The 16,103-nt window shown below is 65.3% G+C and carries 16 protein-coding genes; 7 read left to right on the plus strand and 9 right to left on the minus strand.

The window, feature by feature from the left end; genetic code table 11:
• The first annotated feature begins 42 nt into the window (after positions 1-42).
• Complete coding sequence (locus J7643_05330) at positions 43-930, plus strand: DMT family transporter (protein MBO9540001.1); 888 nt, start codon at positions 43-45, stop codon at positions 928-930.
• A 55-nt stretch (positions 931-985) separates the two neighbouring features.
• On the opposite strand, the gene J7643_05335 is transcribed toward J7643_05330, so the two are convergent.
• From J7643_05335 to J7643_05345, 3 genes are all read right to left on the minus strand, one after another.
• Entirely contained in the window at positions 986-1,756 is a 771-nt protein-coding gene (locus J7643_05335; protein MBO9540002.1) for an MBL fold metallo-hydrolase, read from the minus strand.
• Between the two features lie 29 nt (positions 1,757-1,785).
• The gene (locus J7643_05340) at positions 1,786-2,436 is read right to left on the minus strand and encodes a hypothetical protein (GenBank protein MBO9540003.1); all 651 of its coding nucleotides are present in this window, start codon (positions 2,434-2,436) and stop codon (positions 1,786-1,788) included.
• A gap of 86 nt (positions 2,437-2,522) precedes the next feature.
• Positions 2,523-2,912, minus strand: a complete 390-nt coding sequence (locus tag J7643_05345) for a hotdog fold thioesterase (GenBank protein MBO9540004.1) — start codon at positions 2,910-2,912, stop codon at positions 2,523-2,525.
• Between the two features lie 174 nt (positions 2,913-3,086).
• On the opposite strand from J7643_05345, the gene J7643_05350 reads away from it, so the two are divergent.
• Positions 3,087-3,881: a glycosyltransferase gene (locus J7643_05350; GenBank protein MBO9540005.1), complete on the plus strand. Its 795-nt coding sequence runs from the start codon at positions 3,087-3,089 to the stop codon at positions 3,879-3,881.
• Here J7643_05350 and J7643_05355 read toward each other — a convergent pair.
• On the minus strand, positions 3,868-4,890 hold the full coding sequence (locus J7643_05355) for a glycosyltransferase family 2 protein (GenBank protein MBO9540006.1): 1,023 nt from the start codon (positions 4,888-4,890) through the stop codon (positions 3,868-3,870). The two genes, J7643_05350 and J7643_05355, sit on opposite strands and share 14 nt — an antisense overlap.
• 8 nt (positions 4,891-4,898) lie before the next feature.
• Positions 4,899-5,996: a glycosyltransferase family 4 protein gene (locus tag J7643_05360; protein ID MBO9540007.1), complete on the minus strand. Its 1,098-nt coding sequence runs from the start codon at positions 5,994-5,996 to the stop codon at positions 4,899-4,901.
• A gap of 96 nt (positions 5,997-6,092) precedes the next feature.
• On the opposite strand from J7643_05360, the gene J7643_05365 reads away from it, so the two are divergent.
• Positions 6,093-6,845, plus strand: a complete 753-nt coding sequence (locus tag J7643_05365) for a PD-(D/E)XK nuclease family protein (protein ID MBO9540008.1) — start codon at positions 6,093-6,095, stop codon at positions 6,843-6,845.
• A 140-nt stretch (positions 6,846-6,985) separates the two neighbouring features.
• Here J7643_05365 and J7643_05370 read toward each other — a convergent pair whose 3' ends face one another.
• Positions 6,986-8,536 (minus strand): acyl--CoA ligase, encoded by a 1,551-nt coding sequence (locus tag J7643_05370; GenBank protein MBO9540009.1) that lies wholly within the window; start codon positions 8,534-8,536, stop codon positions 6,986-6,988.
• A 239-nt stretch (positions 8,537-8,775) separates the two neighbouring features.
• Here J7643_05370 and J7643_05375 point away from each other — a divergent pair, with 239 nt between their 5' ends.
• Entirely contained in the window at positions 8,776-9,366 is a 591-nt protein-coding gene (locus J7643_05375; GenBank protein ID MBO9540010.1) for a PilZ domain-containing protein, read from the plus strand.
• Between the two features lie 3 nt (positions 9,367-9,369).
• On the opposite strand, the gene J7643_05380 is transcribed toward J7643_05375, so the two are convergent.
• Positions 9,370-9,861, minus strand: a complete 492-nt coding sequence (locus J7643_05380) for a hypothetical protein (GenBank protein ID MBO9540011.1) — start codon at positions 9,859-9,861, stop codon at positions 9,370-9,372.
• 116 nt (positions 9,862-9,977) lie between these two features.
• On the opposite strand from J7643_05380, the gene J7643_05385 reads away from it, so the two are divergent.
• From J7643_05385 to J7643_05395, 3 genes are all read left to right on the plus strand, one after another.
• Positions 9,978-10,715: an ABC transporter ATP-binding protein gene (locus tag J7643_05385; GenBank protein MBO9540012.1), complete on the plus strand. Its 738-nt coding sequence runs from the start codon at positions 9,978-9,980 to the stop codon at positions 10,713-10,715.
• Entirely contained in the window at positions 10,712-11,515 is an 804-nt protein-coding gene (locus tag J7643_05390) for an ABC transporter permease (protein ID MBO9540013.1), read from the plus strand. The genes J7643_05385 and J7643_05390 overlap by 4 nt, the downstream gene beginning before the upstream one ends.
• Positions 11,516-11,950: 435 nt before the next feature.
• Positions 11,951-13,360 (plus strand): PDZ domain-containing protein, encoded by a 1,410-nt coding sequence (locus tag J7643_05395; GenBank protein MBO9540014.1) that lies wholly within the window; start codon positions 11,951-11,953, stop codon positions 13,358-13,360.
• A 90-nt stretch (positions 13,361-13,450) separates the two neighbouring features.
• On the opposite strand, the gene J7643_05400 is transcribed toward J7643_05395, so the two are convergent.
• Both J7643_05400 and J7643_05405 read right to left on the minus strand, forming a co-directional pair.
• Entirely contained in the window at positions 13,451-14,623 is a 1,173-nt protein-coding gene (locus J7643_05400) for a cystathionine gamma-synthase (protein MBO9540015.1), read from the minus strand.
• Positions 14,624-15,991, minus strand: a complete 1,368-nt coding sequence (locus J7643_05405; protein MBO9540016.1) for a cystathionine beta-synthase — start codon at positions 15,989-15,991, stop codon at positions 14,624-14,626.
• Between the last annotated feature and the right edge of the window lie 112 nt (positions 15,992-16,103).

Below are 16,103 nucleotides of genomic sequence, written 5' to 3' on the forward strand. Positions count from 1 at the left end.
GCGCCATTGTCCCACCGGGGCAATGGCGCTTAAGCTATATACATGCCAGCCATCGCCATGCTCATCGCCGTCTTCATCTGGGGCGGCTCCTTCATCGCCACCAAGCTCGCCATCGCCGAGATCCCGCCCATCGCCTTCGCGGTCCTGCGCTTCGCCGTAGCTGTCGCCGGGCTGCTCGCGGCCCACCTGGTGACCCGTACCCCGATCACCATCCCCCGCCCCCTGTGGGGACGCGTGGTGCTGGCGGGCCTGCTCGGAACCACCGCGACCTACGTCCTCGAGAACATCGCCCTCAAGTACACCACCGCGGGCAACACCGCCATCTTCATCGCAGCAAGCCCCTTGCTGACCATCGCCGGCGCCGCCATCTTCCTGCGCGAACGCCTGAACTTGCGAACCATCGGCGGTGCCCTGCTCGCCTTCGGAGGCCTCGCGGCCCTGGTAGGGGCGAGCTTCAAGGAGACCGGCCTGGGGGACGGCCTGATGGCCCTCAACACCCTCGTCGGCGCCTGGTACGCGCTCGTCAGCAAGACCCTCGCGGACCGTGCCTCGCCCCTCTCCACCCTGACCACGACCTACTCGGTGGGGCTCGTCGGCCTGCTGCCCTTCGCCGTCGGCGAGGCCATCCTGACGCCCGCCACCTGGCATTTCTCGCCCCTGTCACTGGGCTCGCTCGCCTTCTTGGGCCTCGGCTCCTCGGGGTGCGCCTACTGGCTCTGGATGTACGCCCTCGGCCGCATGTCGGCTGCGACCTCCGGGGTCTACCTGTACCTGATGCCCATCGTGACGCTCGCCCTCTCGTGGCTCCTGCTCGGCGAGGCGATGGGCCCCGCCAAGATCGCGCAAGCAGCCATCGTCCTGATCGGGGTGTACCTCGCAAGCACGGCCCGCCAAGCCCCACGCATCTCGGAAGTACCTCAACCCTCGTAACAACGAATCCCCCGCCAGGCATGCCTGACGGGGGATTCGGCTTTCGGGTGAAAGGCTACTTCGCGGCTGCAGCCTGGCGGGTCACGGCGATAGCCGAGCCCACTTCCAGGGCCTCGAACCAATCGAGGAACTGGCCGACCTGCTCGTCCCGGAAGATGGCGCCGTGCTGCGGGCAGAGCATCTTGACGTCCAGCTCGCGCACGCGGCGAACCCAGTCGTTCTTGGCCTCGTTCGAAGGCATCCAGCGGCGGTGGAAACCTTCCATGTACTTCACGTGGGCTTCGAAGTCCTGCACGAAGAGGTCCGAGTGATCCTCGGGCAGAAGTGCCGCGCCGATATCACCCGAGAAGAGGATCTTGGCGTGCGGATCGTAGACGCTGAAATTGCCCGACGAGTGGCAGTAATGCGCCGGGACCATCTGGAGCGCGAGGCCGTTGCCGTAGGTCAAAAGCCCGCCGCCATCCTCGACGACCTTGAAGTTGTCGATGTACTCGTAGCCGAAGTGCGCGAGGAAGCCGGACCAGATCTTCGGCACGTAGAGCTGCGCCTTGGGGCAGACGCCGAGCCACAGGGGCAGCGACGAGAAGATGTCGGGGTCCTGGTGACTCGCAAAGAAGGCCTTGAGCTGCCCCAGGCTGATGTGCTCAGAGACGGCCGCGAGCACCGCCGGGAAGATCTCGGTACCGCCCGGATCCAGCAGCAGCGCGTCCCCGTTGCTGACGATGAGATACTCGTTGGTGTCGATGACCGCGTCCTTCTTCTCGGGATCGCGCGCGAGCGCAATCCACTTGTGGTCGCCGTCGTCGAATAGGACCTTACCGATCAAGGGGTGACCTCCTCAGTGTGACGCGCTTCCTAGGCGTGGAAAGCGGTTTTGATGACGTTCTTCATGTCGCCGGCCACTGCGTCGGCCGACTCGCTCAGCTGCGCCAGCGAATCGGCGATGTTCCGGAAGTACGCCCCGTGCTGCACGTCCCGGCTGGCCTCGATGCGGAAGTAAGTGGTAATCCGGGCGATCTTGACGATCTGCCGGAGCACGGATTCGCGCGCCTCCTCCATGTGGTGGAAGCGCGTGAAGATGTCTCCGCGGATCCCGCGGATGTGATCGTCGAGATCCGAAGCGACCTGCTGAACGAACGCGACGTTGTCGGCGCGGGTCATGCGCTCGAGGCCCTCGGCGATGCGATTGAGGCGGCGGCTCTTCTCGACCCCGCTCAGCGAGCTCTTGGCGAGCGCATGGGCATCCCCCTGGATCTCGCCGACCAGCACGCTCATCTGGCGCGCGATCTTGCCCGTCTCGTTGGCCAGGACCATGAAGGCCTCTTGGTTGACCTGAGACTTGGCGGCGGCGATCTCGGCGTTCACCGCGATCAAGCCCATCTCATCCGAGCGGTCCAGCAAGCCTCGTGCGGTTTCTCGCACGTGGATGCATGCCTCGTAGATGGTGACCATCTCTTGCTGGTTTCGACTGTCGAGCGCTTGAGACTGAAGGGCGGGTGTCAGCATGAACGCATCTCCACGTGCGAGGGTCGGCTGTCATGCTTATACCAAAAGCACGAGCGTTTCATATTGGTCGGTTGCTACTGCGTGGTCTAGGCCCTCGGCACGACGGCCAAGGTGCAGCGCGAGATGCAGACGAGCTTGTCCGCTTCGTCCGTGATGCGCACTTCCCAGACCTGGGTGGTGCGGCCCACGTGAATCGGGGTCGCCTCGGCGCTCACCACCCCGTCGCGCTTGGCGCGCAGGTGATTGGCGTTGATCTCGAGGCCGACGGCCATCTGAGTCTCTTGGTCCACGTTGGCCCAGGCCCCGATGCTCGCCACCGTCTCGGCCAGCGCAACCGACGCACCGCCGTGCAGCAGGCCGAAGGGCTGGTGCACGGCCCTGACGACCGGCATGCTGGCCCTGACCCGCTGCGGGGTGACTTCGAGCAGGGTCATGCCCATGGTCTCGGCGAGCGTTCCCTTCGCGGCAGCGGTCATTTGCTGGAGGCGATCGTCCATGGCGGCGTCTTTCTGGTACAGGTTGGCGGGGGCGGCCTTCCCCTCGACAGATCTCGGGGCCTTGCCTCATGATAGCGCAATTGCGCGTGTGCGACCATTCGGGCGCCATTGCGCGGCCCCGCTTTTATTTCACTGGCTCGTGAACGGGAAAGCATGCAAACGTACCAACCGCTCATCACGGTCGTCGTCGCCGTCTACAACGGCGCAACCACGCTTCAACGCTGCATCGACAGCTTCGTGCAGCAGCGCTACCCGCACAAAGAGCTGATCATCATCGACGGCGCCTCCCCCGACGACAGCGCCGCCATCGTGCGCGCCAACGAAGACAAGCTGGCTTACTGGGAATCCGAGCCGGACCGGGGCGTCTACCATGCCTGGAACAAAGCCATCGCCCACGCACGCGGCGAGTGGATCGCCTTTCTGGGGGCCGATGACGTCTTTGCGGACCCCGACGCCCTCGAAAGCCTCGCCGCAGCCGCGACCCCCGAGCTGGACTTCGTCTGGGCCCGCGTCGCCATCGTCGGCTCGGAGGGCCAGGTGCGTGCCCTGAGCGGCGCCCCGTGGGACTGGGAACGGATGAAGCGGACCCAGGTGGTCGCCCATCCGGCGGGCCTGCATCGCCGGGGGCTCTTCGACGAGCGCGGTCTTTTCGACGATGGCTACCGCATCGCCGGGGACTACGACTTCCTGCTGAGGTGCGGCGCGAGCGTCCGCGCGGCCTTCGTCGATCGGGTGGTGGTCAGCTTCGCCGACGGGGGGCTCAGCAGCAAGCAACGCTCCCGGCTACTGGCCGAGAAGCGACGCATCCACGCCAGGCACCCCGAGATTGGCCCCCTGCGCGCGTACCTGAACTACGCCCTCGCCTTGGGCACCTACGCGAAGGCGGGGATCAAGAAGGTGCTCGGCAAGCTGAAACGAGCCCCCCGCGAGCAACTCACCCGCGGGTAAGCGTCGTGAAGGCGGAAGCTCCGCCTTTGCGCAGCAGGACGAAGTCGATGGCGCCGCGCAGGAAGCCGTAGCCGTAACCGAGGTGAAAGGCCGCAAAGACCCCAGGCATGAGCGGCAGGTACTTCAGGCGAGCCGGCTTGAAGCAGGTCAACACCGAGATCGCGACGTTGGCGAGTGCGTAGAGGCCGACGAGGCCGACGAGGCCCCAGCACGCCAAGCGATTGAACGGCGCGAGCAAAGCCAAGAGCAAGAGGGCCAGCACGAAGGCCCCGGGCACCAGGTGCCGCAACGAAGCCGGAAGGCGATGCTTCTGGATCACCCGCACCTTCCAGTAGCCGTACTGGGCGTACTGCCTGAAGAGGGCCGAGAGCGAGGCCCTCGGGTAGTAGCGAGACTTGATGCGAGGGGACTGCCAAACCCTGCGGCCGGCACGCACCAGGCGCAAGTTGAGCTCGTCGTCCTGGTTGCGCACGAGCTCGGGATCGAAGAGGCCGACCTCCTCGAAGACCGCGCGGCGCCAGCAGCCGAGATAGACCGAGTCGACCTCGCCTTCGAACTCGGTGGCGTGCGAGGCGGCCCCGCCCGACGAGAAGGGGGACTGGAAGCCGAGCGCGATCGCCTCCTGGACGTAGGTCTTGCCGGCCGCATGCCACGCGCCGCCCACGTTGTCGGCGCCGCTCTCCTCGAGGACCGCCAGGCATTCGCGAAGGTAGTCCGGGGCATAGACCGTATGCACGTCCATCCGCACGATCACCTCGCCTCGGGCCGCCGTAATCGCCCGGTTCAGGGCGTGCGGGGTGTTGCGCTCGGGGTTGTCGATCACCCGGATGAACGGGTGGCGCTCGGTGTACTCCGCAAGGACCTCGCGGGTCCCGTCGTCGCTCATCCCGTCGGCGATCAGCACCTCGAGCTCAAAGCCCTCGCGGGCCTGAGCGAGCACCGCTTCGAGGAACGGGGCGATGTGCTGCCGCTCGTTCCGGCACGGAACGATGACCGAGAGCAGGGGCAGAGCTTGGGTCACGAGACCTCCTGAGAAGAAACCACCGGGCGCGACGGCGCCACAGCGAGCAGCCGCTCGTATACCGCTTCCATGGCATCGGCGTTGCGGGACCAATCGAAGCACCGCGCCACATGGGCACGGCCCCTCTCTCCCATGGCGACCCGCAGGGCCGGATCATCGAGCAAACGTGAGAGCGCCTGGGCCAGCGCCTCCGGATCGGCGGGCGGCACGAGCAGACCGGTCTCGCCATCCAGGACGACCTCCCCCACCCCGCCCACGCGGGTTGCGACCACGGGCAGGCCGCAGGCGGCCGCCTCGACCGCCGCGACGCCGAAGCTCTCGCTCAGCGACGGCATGGCGAAAATCGAGAGAGCGCGCAGGAAGTCCGGCATCTGGGCATGGGGCAGGCGCCCTACGAGCTGGACGGTCTCTTCCAGATGCAGCGAGGCGATCAAAGAGGCGAGGGCATCGCGCTGATCACCCTCACCTGCGAGCAAGAGCCTCACCGGACGATCCGGTCGCCGATCCAGCAACAGGCGAACCGCGCGGATGAGATGCTCCTGACCGTAGTGAGCCTCGAGGATCTTGGCGCAGCCGATGGTCAAGCCCTCGTGAGGGGTCGCGGGGCCGAACCGGGCGAGATCCACCCCGAACGGGACGACCTCGATCGAACGAGACGGGAGCAGCGGCGCTGTCGCCTCGGCCATCGCATGGCTGCTGGAGGTCACGGCATCCGCCTGGCGCAAGTTCCAGGCGAGCAGGGCGCGGTGCAGCGGGCTTTTCGTGGGGAAGTCGTACACGTCGCTCCCCCAGACCGAGATGACGAAGGGGCGATGGCGCGCCAGGGCCCCGAGCAAGCCATAACTGGTCGCGTAGTGCGCGTGCACGAGATCCGGCCGCAGGCGCCGTACCAGCGCGCGTGCCTCCCCGATCAATGCCAGATAGCCGATCTTGCCCACGGGCGGCGGCTGCAGGAAATGGACTTCGACGCCCGGGATCTCGGCGGGCAGCAGCGAGAGCACATGGACGTCCCAGGCGCGCGCGGCGAACTCGCGCGCCCATTTGACGGTATGAACGTTGCTCGCGTCGGCTAGTAGGACGAGACGGCGTCTCATGCGGGGCTTTCCTCTCGTGATCCCGTCCATTTTACCTCAGCGAAGGGCGTATAATCGCAAGAGCCGCCCCGAAAGCCGAGAGGATCGAGAGCCGTCGTGCGCAAGCCCCAGTACTCCCCGAGCAAACTCTATGTCTATCAGACCTGCCCGCGGCAGTACCACTACCAGTACGTGCGGAAGCTGCCGCGCAGGGCCTGGGCCAACCAGAGCTTCGGCACCTCTCTCCACCGGACCCTCCAGGTCCTCCACGAGCAGGGCGGCCCCACCGCGCGACCCCTCGAAGCCGCCCAGGCCGAACTCGAACGCTCATGGACGGGGGCCGGCTACGACTCGCGCGAGCACGAGCTGGCCGAGCTGGCGCGCGGCAAGGACCTGCTCGCCGCCTACTACGAAACCTGGTCGGACGCCCAGAGCATCCCACTCCTCTTGGAGAAGCGCCTCACGGCCGCTTACCGCGACATCACGCTCTTGGGCATCGTCGACCGGGTGGATCGGCGCTTCGACGGCTCGCTCGAGATCATCGACTACAAGTCGGGCTACGCCCCCGAGCAGATCCGCCCCCACACCCTCCAGCAGCTCGGGATTTACCACTTCCTCATCGGCGAGAAGCTCCGCGAGACCGTCCAGCACCACACGGTGCATTACCTGGCGAGCAATGTTCGCCTCACCCTCGAAATGAGCGCCGCGCACATCGAAGGGATCCTCGAAGGCGTGCGCGAGACCGTCGAGCGGCTCGAAGCGGAGCAACGCTTCACCCCGCGCGTCGCCGAGCACTGCCTGCGCTGCGATTACCTCAGGTACTGCGAGGCGGGCCGCGCCTTTGCCGCTGAAGCCGGCGAGCAGGCGTAAGGACGATCGCACGCCGCTCGGATCGCATGCCACGGCACCGATAGACGCGCTGGGCTATGCTATCCCCATCGCTCGAAAACCTCTCTGAGCGAAACGAGGGCCCGCCGTTCACACACCCGGCGGGCCCTCACCCTTTGAAATCAGGCCTGTTGCCAGGTCATCAAGCGCGCCTGGTGGACCTTGCCGCTTTCCGTCCGCGGCAAGCTCTCGACCAAATGAATCTCGTGGGGACACTTGTGGCGCGACAAATACTGCTCGCAGTGTTGCTTGGCTGCTTCGACCTCGAAGTCCTGCGTGGCGGCCACCACCCAGGCCACAATCCGTTGGCCCTGTGCCGGGTCAGGCACGCCGAGCACCGCCGCCTCCCGGATGCCTGGATGCCGCAGCAGGACGGCCTCGACCTCCCGAGGGTTCACCTTCTCGCTGCCCGCCACGATGAGGGTCTCCTGTCGACCCTGCAGGTGCAAGACGCCTTCGGGATCGAAGAAGCCCAGATCCCCCGTCGGGTGCCACTCGCCCTGCGCCGGAACGAAAGCATCAAGGCCGCCTTGCCAGTAGCCCTGCATCAGGAAGGGAGATTGGACCTGCACCGCACCGATCTCGCCCGGCTCCGCAGGGCCCTGCTCACCCACGATCCGCAGGCAGACACCGGGAAAAGGACGGGCGAAGCGTCCGGTGCCGAAGCCGGGATCGTCCTCGGAGCTCAGGGCGATGGGACCGGCCTCGGTCTGGCCGTAAAGTTCGAAGATCCAAGCCTTGGGGAAGACCTTGCGCACCGCGGCCACATCGTCCGGGGTGAGGGGTGTCCCGCCCGAGAGGACATGCGTCACCTCAGAGAGATCCAGCTCCGCGAGGTCCTCGAGGGCCGCAAGCGTCCGGAAGGTCGCAGGCACGCCCGCGAAGCTCGCGATCGCCTCGCGTTGCATCTCCTGCAAGACGGGGAAGGGAAAGGCCAGGCCCCTGAAGAGCTGCACGAAGCCGCCGACCAGCAAGATCGACAGGAGCTGCGCGAGCATGGGGTAGCCGTGATACAGGGGCAGGACGATCGCCGTGCTCGGCGCAGGAGACTCGGGCAGGGCTTCAGCGATCGCGCGGGCCGCTGTCAGCATGGCCCGGTGCGAGAGGGCGATTCCGCGCGGCTCGCCCGTGCTGCCCGAGGTGTAGAGGATCGTCGCCACGTCGTCGGGATCGGCGACCACCGCGTCGGGGGTCTCCTCGTAAGGCAGCTCGAAGTACGGGACGAACGGCTCCTCGCCGCGTGCCGACTGCCACGAAATCTGCTGCCGGCGAGGATCCAGGCGCATGACGCGACCCTGGAAGGCTCGGATGAAGGCCTCGCGCACCGCATCGCCCGCCGAGGCGTCCGCCATGAGCAGGCGCGCCTGGCAATCCCGGGCGTGGGCGAGCAGTTCGACCTCGCGCAGCTGAGGACTGACGGGCACGGGGATCGCCCCCAGGTGCAAGAGGGCGAAGTACCCGATGACCCAGGAATCGCCCGTAGGGGCCATGAGCAGGACCCGCTCGCCTGGGACCAGGTCCGGGTGCCCGGCGCGAATCGCACCCGCGATCCGGCGAATTCCGCGCGCCAGCGCGCTGTAGCTCCAGCGCCGCCCATCGGCGACCAGGGCCTCCACGTGGGGCTTGAGGGCGGCCTGGGTCCGAATGAGATCCGAAAGCGTCAAGATTTCCACACAGCCCTCGCGCGTCATGCAACTCCTCGCTTGCCAAGCGCCTTACGGCGCGCTTACGGCCTCTTCAGGGTACCCGATCCGGCTGGCCCCTGCCTAGCCCCTGCTCGGCTGTCGTGAGCCCCGTGAAGGCAAGAGCTTGACCCGCCCCGGCACTAACAACTAAGCTTTCAGTATCACGTCATATCCCGCGCTCTTTGGCCCCCGCATCCGCGACGGGCCGCACGTGCGAAGAGGTCCTCTTGGCCGACGACTCGTTCAGCTTCCCGAGCGATGGGCGCGCCGCTCAAGCGACACGCCCCATCGCCAACCCCAACAAGCGTGCCTTCGAGCGCGTCATGTACGTCATCCCGGTCGAGCTCACCGACCGCGCCGGGAGCTTCTTGATCAAGGCCAAGATTCGCGACGTCTCGCCCGTGGCGGCGCGGGTGCATTTCTTCCGCCCGCCGCGCTTGAGGCCAGGCGACCACGTGATCGTCACCATCTGGAAGAACATCCGCGCCGAGGATGCCGTTTCCTCGTTCCGCGCGTCGGCGACGGTGTTCGCCTCGCGCGGGCCCGACGCCCTGGTCCTGATGTTCGACAACCCCCGGGCGATGGCCGCGGAGGGCTTCACCCGCTTCATCTACGGCCCGCTGTTGCTGGCGTCGCTCAACGGCCAGCACCGCTCAAACGATCCGCAACAAGAGCAGGAAGTCGAGACCCAGCGCAAGGCGGCACGGCGCAAGGCGATCACCGCCAAGGCGCAGGAGTCGGAGTCCATGCAAAGCGAGCGGGATCCGCTCTGGAGATCGCACTCCTACCGCCGATCGAGACGGCGCTTCGAGCGCTGAGCGCTAGCGCAGGAGCAGCGTGTCGCGCAGGTCGGCCGGAGCGTGCTGCTGCGCCTCGTAGGGGGTCATGACCCAGAGCTTGATCGAATGGGTGGCGGCGTTGTCGTCCATGGGCCCGGCGACCGGGCGCTGAATGAAATCAAGCAGGATGCGGCCGGGGCGCGCCAGCGGAAAGGTCCAGATCTCGGTCGGGGTCGGCTCGGCCACCACCCGGACCCTGAAGGGGGCATCGAAGAGCCAGCGCTCGCCGCGTGCCGCCCACTCCCACGCGTAGCCCTTGTTGGCGGGTAGCGCCACGTAGACGGCGCGTCCCACCACCCCGCGCAGGACGGCAAGCCCCGCCTCGGGGGCCTCGGGCGACGTGGAAGCAGCCTCAGGCTTCGTCTGGGGCAGGGAATCGGGTGTCGCCTGGGCCGCACTCGCCGGCGCACCCAGCGCAAGCAGCGCCGCCAGGGCGGTGGGCGCCATCGAGCTGCTATAGCGGTGTGCGCGCATGCCTTCCTCCTTCGCGGCAGGGCTGAGGGGCCTGCGCACGTCCTCTATCTGGTTGCGCTATCATGGGCAGAATAACCGATCAAGCTTCGCGAGGACAGATGCAAGACAGACAGGGGATGCCGTTGCTGGCGATCCGGGACCTCAAGAAATGCTTCGGAGACCTGGTGGTGGTCGACGGGATCTCGTTCTCGCTCTCGCGCGGGGAGATCCTCGGGCTCCTGGGGCCCAACGGCGCGGGCAAGACGACGACCATCCAGATGTTGCTCGGCCTGATCACCCCGACCTCGGGCGAGATCCAGGTCTTCGGGCTCGACCTGGCGCATCACCGCCAGGCCATTCTCCAGCGGGTCAACTTCTCCTCGACCTACGTTTCCTTGCCTTACTCCCTGTCGGTGCGCGAGAACCTTCTGGTCTTCGGCCGCCTCTACGGGGTGCCGAACCTGCGGCGCAAGGTGGACGAGACCATCGAGCTGCTGGACCTCAAGGGCAAGGCCGAGCGACCCGCCAAGGAGCTCTCGAGCGGACAGCTCACCCGCCTGCACCTGGCCAAGGCGCTCTTGAACGACCCGGAGCTGCTCTTTCTCGACGAGCCGACGGCGAGCCTCGACCCCGACGTGGCCGATCGCATCCGGCACCTGCTCTTGCGGATCCGCGACGAGCGCAAGCTCTCCATCCTCTTCACCACCCACAACCTGCGCGAGATGGAGATGATGGCCGATCGGGTCGTCTTCCTCAACCAGGGCAAGATCCTGGCGAGCGGCACCCCCGCCGAGATCGTCGCGCAGTTCTCGGCCGAAGACCTGGAGGCCGTTTTCCTGAAGGTCGCGCGGGGCGAAGTGGAGGATCAGGCATGAGCGGCAGCCTTCAGCGGATCGGGGCCCTCTTCACCCGGCACGTCTACGTCATCCGGCGCACCCCCATGCGCATCGCGGAGCTCATCTACTGGCCGCTCCTCGACCTCTTGATCTGGGGCTTCCTGAGCATGTACCTCAGCCGCCTCGGCGGTGCGGGGGCCCTGCCCAACTTCCTCGCCTTCTTCTTGGGCGCGCTCATCCTGTGGGACCTGCTCTTCCGGGCCCAGCAAGGGGTCTCGATCGCCTACCTCGAAGAGGTCTGGAGCCGCAACCTCCTCAACCTCTTCGTCAGCCCGCTCTCGGTCGGCGAGTTCTTGGCCTCGACCGTGCTCATCAGCCTCGCGAAGCTCAGCCTCTCGGTGGTCATGATGTCGATCCTGGCGGGCGTCTTCTACGGCTTCAACATCCTGGTCCTCGGGTGGTCACTGGTGCCCTTCGTCGTGTGCCTGCTGCTGATGGGCTGGGCGCTCGGGATCACGACCACGGCCCTGGTGCTGCGCTTCGGGCAAGCCGCCGAGAGTCTCGCGTGGGTGCTCGCCTTCATCTTCCAGCCCCTCTCGGCCGTGTTCTACCCGGTCTCGATCCTGCCGCCCGTGATGCAGGCGCTCGCGAAACTGCTGCCCAGCGCGCACGTCTTCGAGGGGATGCGCGCGGTCATCACCACCGGGCACATCCCCCTGAACCACCTGCTCTGGGCCTTCGGGCTGGACGCGCTGTACATGGCAGGGGCGATCGCCTTCTTCTACCACACCTTCGCGGTGGTCAAGGAGCGCGGCCTGCTCGCCAAGACCGGCGAGTAACCGCCTCCCTCTTCAGAATGCACCGGTCGCTGGGAATAATTTAGGTCTGGCTGCAGTTTTAGTCCCCTGCGAATACAGGTGTGTTTTGCCCTACAGACAGGTGGCATTTCACCTGTAGGGCAAGCAAGCCAACGCCCCATACGGCCATCCAGAGGGCGACACGCTCACCCGGAAACTAGCCAGCATTCGGAGTAAATGCACGCCTCGTCCGCATTGCCCCCTGTCAGCTCAGGCTGCTTACTCATATGAATACTGGCAACAGGAACAGGGTACGAGAAAGCAAGCAATCATTATTCGCATTGCCTTGCGCCAGGTCTATTCCTAAGGAGACAGCTCCAGGAAACGTCCGGTATTCCTCGAAGCAAGGAATGCCTTGCAAGGTATGACGACCGTCGATTCGATGAACGAACCATTCATTGAGAAGGGCAGGTAATCTTGGGACATCCACACTGGCATTTTCGCATCATCGGCGGCTTTCTAGCCTTCACCTGTTTGCTCACCCAATCCGCTTTTGCCGAGCCGGAGGCCATGACGCCGTCCCCTCAAGAAGGCGCACACGCCAGCAATCAGGAAAGGCCGTTTTCAGGAATCGGCATCAGGCTTGGATTCGATATCGACAAACACGCGCTCGTAACATCCCTAACCGAGGGCGGCCCCGCGGCTCTAGCAGGACTTTGGGTTGGGGATGAGATTCTGGAGATCGAAGGCAGGGCAACCGATGGTCGGGCCTTGGAGGACCTCGCCAAGCAGCTTCGTGGCGCTAAAGGAAGCACAGTCGAGCTCAAGATTCAGCGAAACGACCGTGCGCCCTTCAACGTCTCAATCGTACGGGGATTCATCACAAGCGAAATGGTCAGTTCAGAAGCAAACACCATAAAACTTGAACCGAGCTACTATCGTATTGACTTTGGCGAAGCGAAGCAACGACTGAGTGATCTACGCAGCGAGAAGTTAGTTGCCTCGCAACAGTTTTCCTCCCTGGAGGCGCCCCACCTCCAGAATCCATTCATGGTAGGAGTTGGCGGTACGATCGGCGGCCTTGCGCTAGCCGCTGGCTTTGGCCTTCTTTACGGATCCAGTTTTTTCTGGGACGCTAACACGCGCCCACTGACATTTAGCCTGGTTGGCCTGGTTGGACTTGGCACGGGGGTCTTGGCAGGGATAGGGGCCAATGCCAATAACACGACCAGCGTTGAAGAACACCAGAAAAAGCTCCAGGCATTGAATGCCACCATTGCTAGCCTGGAAAACGCGGAATTGGCTCAAGAAAAAACGCTTGGCCACCTCCGAGCCGCCCAAGCAAAGGCAGAAGCAGTCCGGCAGGCAAAGCGAGAAGCCGAAGCGGAAGCGCTGCAAAAAGAACAAGAGGCAGAAGAAAGCCGACGAGCTCAGCAACAGGACGAAATTGAAGCACAGCAGAAAGCGCAGGCTGATAACTGGCAAACGTTCATCAACGCTCTCATCAAGCGTGACAAGGCGACCGCATCAAAAATTGGCCCCTCGCTCAGCAAGATCAATACTCCGGACTACCTTATCGGCTCGCACAACATCGCCACCGAGGTCAATAGCAAGATCGGAAAGTTTGCGATGGTAGACGTCAAGTTCGACTCTGATGCGCCCGGCGGAGCCTTGGTATTCCTCCGACAAAAGGAGTGGAGCGATTTTTCCCGCAGCTGGGATGTGGTGTACAATCAACGCCTCTTCCTGCCCGACGTTTCCTCTGGACGTTTCGTCAGCGGAGAGAGCTTTACGTTCGTCGGACGCATCACCGGCACGTACAAGTACACAACGGTGCTCGGGGGAAGCGCCACCGTTCCCTCGGTGCGAGCCGAATACATTTTTTAGGGAACGAAGCTCGAACGCCTCAGAACAGCAAGGCTCCAGGTGAATCGTTCACCTGGAGCCTTGCTGATATAGGATGAGAAATCGGGCCGGCTACGAGCTAACCAACGAATCGCAAGCGCTAGCCGCCTTGTCGAAGGCCTGCTGGAGGTCGGCGACCAGGTCCTGGGCGTCCTCGATGCCCACCGAGAGGCGCAGGAGGCCGTCCACCACGCCGCGAGCCTCGCGGATCTCCTTGGGGATGGCCCCGTGGGTCATGGTGGGCGGGTGGGTCAGCAGGCTCTCAACGCCGCCCAGGCTCTCGGCCAAGCTGAAGAGCTTGGTGCTCTTGGCGACGACGCGAGCCACGTCCAGACCGCCCTTGACCACGAAGGACACCATGCCGCCGAAGTCACGCATCTGGCGCTTGGCCAATTCGTGCTGGGGGTGCGATTCGAGGCCGGGGTAGTAGACCTTCTCGACCAGCGGGTGCTGTTCGAGCCACGCCGCGACCACCTTGGCGTTGGCGCAGTGCTCGCGCATGCGAAGGGCCAGGGTCTTGACCCCGCGCAGGGTCAGGAAGGCGTCGTTGGGGCCAGGGACCGCGCCGATCGAGTTCTGGACGAACTTGACCTGCTGGTAGAGGTCCTCGCGGTTGGTCATGAACGCGCCGCCCACGACGTCCGAGTGACCGCCCAGGTACTTGGTGGTCGAGTGGACGACGATGTCCGCGCCCATGGTGAGCGGGTTCTGGAGGTAGGGGCTCGCGAAGGTGTTGTCGATGGCCAAGAGCACCCCGTGCTCCTTGGCGATCGCAGCCAGGCCCTCGATGTCGATGAGGCGCAGCAAGGGGTTGGTCGGGGTCTCCGACCAGATCAGCTTGGTGTTGGGCTGGATCGCCGCGCGGACCTTGTCCAGGTCCTGGGCGTCCACCCAGCTGAAGCTGAGACCGTAGCGGGTGAGGACCTTCTCGAAGAGGCGGTAGGTGCCGCCGTAGACGTCATCCGAGACGACCACGTGGTCACCGGCCGACAGCAGCTTCAGGGTCGCGTCGGTGGCCGCGACCCCCGACGAGAAGGCGAGGCCGAACTGGGCCTCCTCGAGGGAGGCGAGGCAGTCCTCGAGGGCCTTGCGGGTGGGGTTCGCCGTGCGCGAGTAGTCGAAGCCCTTGTGGACCCCTGCGTCCTCCTGGGTGTAGGTGGAGGTCTGGTAGATGGGCACGATGGTCGCGCCGGTGGTGGGGTCGGCCCCCTGGCCCACGTGGATGGCCTTGGTCTGGAACTTCATTTAGACGGTCACTCCCACTTGCTGCGAGCTCGCGAAGAACTCGATGAGGTCGATCTTGGTCAGGACGCCGTGCGGCCGGCCAGCCTTGGAGACCACCACCGCGCCGTCGCCGCGCAGCAGGGCCTCGTAGACCTTGCTGACGGGCTCGGACTCGTCCACCACGGCGTAGGGACGGCCCATGACCTCGGCGACGGTCTTGCTCGCGCCGGTGCCCTCGACGATGGCCTTGAGCAGGGTGCTCTCCTGCACCGAGCCGACGACCTGGTCGCCGTCCATGACGGGCAGCTGCGAGATGCCGTGCTCGCGGAGCTGCTCGACGGCGACGGCGACGGGCTCGGTCGGGTTGACGCTGATGAGGCCCGAGCGATCGCCGCGCGCAGCCAGCAACGAGCCGACCATCACGCTCTGGCGCGAGCTCTCGATGAAGCCGTGCTGCTTCATCCACTCGTCGTTGAAGATCTTGGAGACGTAGCCGCGGCCCGAGTCGGGCAGGAGCACCACGACCACCGCGTCCTCGGGCAGGTCGCGGGCCACCCGCAGGGCGGCGACCACCGCCGTGCCGGCCGAACCACCGACCAACAGGCCCTCTTCGCGGGCGAGGCGGCGGGTCATGGCGAAGGCCTCGGCATCGCCCACCCGCTCGTAGCGGTCGATGAGGCGCAGGTCCACCGTGTCGGGGATGTAGTTCATGCCGATCCCCTCGACCTGGTAGGGCTTGGGGGTGTCGCCCGAGTAGATGGACCCCTCGGGGTCCGCGCCGATCACGACCACCTTGCCGTTCTGCTCCTTGAGGTACTTGGCGGTGCCCGAGATAGTGCCGCCGGTGCCCATGGAGGCGACGTAGTGGGTGATCTTGCCGCCGGTCTGCTCCCACAGCTCGGGACCGGTGGTCATGTAGTGGGCCTCGGGGTTCTTGGCGTTGTGGAACTGGTTGGGCTGGTAGGCGCCGGGGATCTCGCGGGTCAGGCGGTTGGCGACGCTGTAATAGGAATCCGGGTGGTCGTTGGCGACCGCCGTCGGGGTGATGACCACCTCGGCGCCGTAGGCGCGCAGGACGTCACGCTTCTCCTGGCTCATCTTGTCGGGCATGGTGAAGACGCAGCGGTAGCCCTTGATGGCGGCTGCGATCGCAAGGCCTACGCCGGTGTTGCCGCTGGTCGGCTCGACGATCGTGCCGCCGGGCTTGAGCAGGCCCTTGGCCTCGGCATCCTCGATCATGTGCAAAGCGGGACGGTCCTTGACCGAAGCGCCGGGGTTGAAGAACTCGACCTTGGCGAGCACGGTGGCCTTGATGCCCTGGGTGACGCGGTTGAGCTTGACCAGGGGCGTGTGGCCGATCGTGTCGAGCAGGCTATTGGCGTAGTGCATCGGATCCCTTTCGAAGGTGGCGTCTAGAAACTCATGACCAGTATAGCGGAAACTCCTAGGGATTAAACTTGCTTTAAGCTTGGTCAGGTTGACCGATCCGGCTACAATAAGT

It is taken from the genome of bacterium (assembly GCA_017744355.1).
Taxonomy (GTDB): domain Bacteria; phylum Cyanobacteriota; class Sericytochromatia; order S15B-MN24; family UBA4093; genus JAGIBK01.

Bases quoted from the DNA above. Each gene is read 5' to 3' on its own strand.
- J7643_05405 (MBO9540016.1), bottom strand. From the start codon at position 15,991: ATGCACTACGCCAATAGCCTGCTCGACACGATCGGCCACACGCCCCTG.
- J7643_05330 (MBO9540001.1), top strand. From the start codon at position 43: ATGCCAGCCATCGCCATGCTCATCGCCGTCTTCATCTGGGGCGGCTCC.
- J7643_05360 (MBO9540007.1), bottom strand. From the start codon at position 5,996: ATGAGACGCCGTCTCGTCCTACTAGCCGACGCGAGCAACGTTCATACC.
- J7643_05350 (MBO9540005.1), top strand. From the start codon at position 3,087: ATGCAAACGTACCAACCGCTCATCACGGTCGTCGTCGCCGTCTACAAC.
- J7643_05385 (MBO9540012.1), top strand. From the start codon at position 9,978: ATGCCGTTGCTGGCGATCCGGGACCTCAAGAAATGCTTCGGAGACCTG.
- J7643_05380 (MBO9540011.1), bottom strand. From the start codon at position 9,861: ATGCGCGCACACCGCTATAGCAGCTCGATGGCGCCCACCGCCCTGGCG.
- J7643_05345 (MBO9540004.1), bottom strand. From the start codon at position 2,912: ATGACCGCTGCCGCGAAGGGAACGCTCGCCGAGACCATGGGCATGACC.
- J7643_05400 (MBO9540015.1), bottom strand. From the start codon at position 14,623: ATGAAGTTCCAGACCAAGGCCATCCACGTGGGCCAGGGGGCCGACCCC.
- J7643_05340 (MBO9540003.1), bottom strand. From the start codon at position 2,436: ATGCTGACACCCGCCCTTCAGTCTCAAGCGCTCGACAGTCGAAACCAG.
- J7643_05390 (MBO9540013.1), top strand. From the start codon at position 10,712: ATGAGCGGCAGCCTTCAGCGGATCGGGGCCCTCTTCACCCGGCACGTC.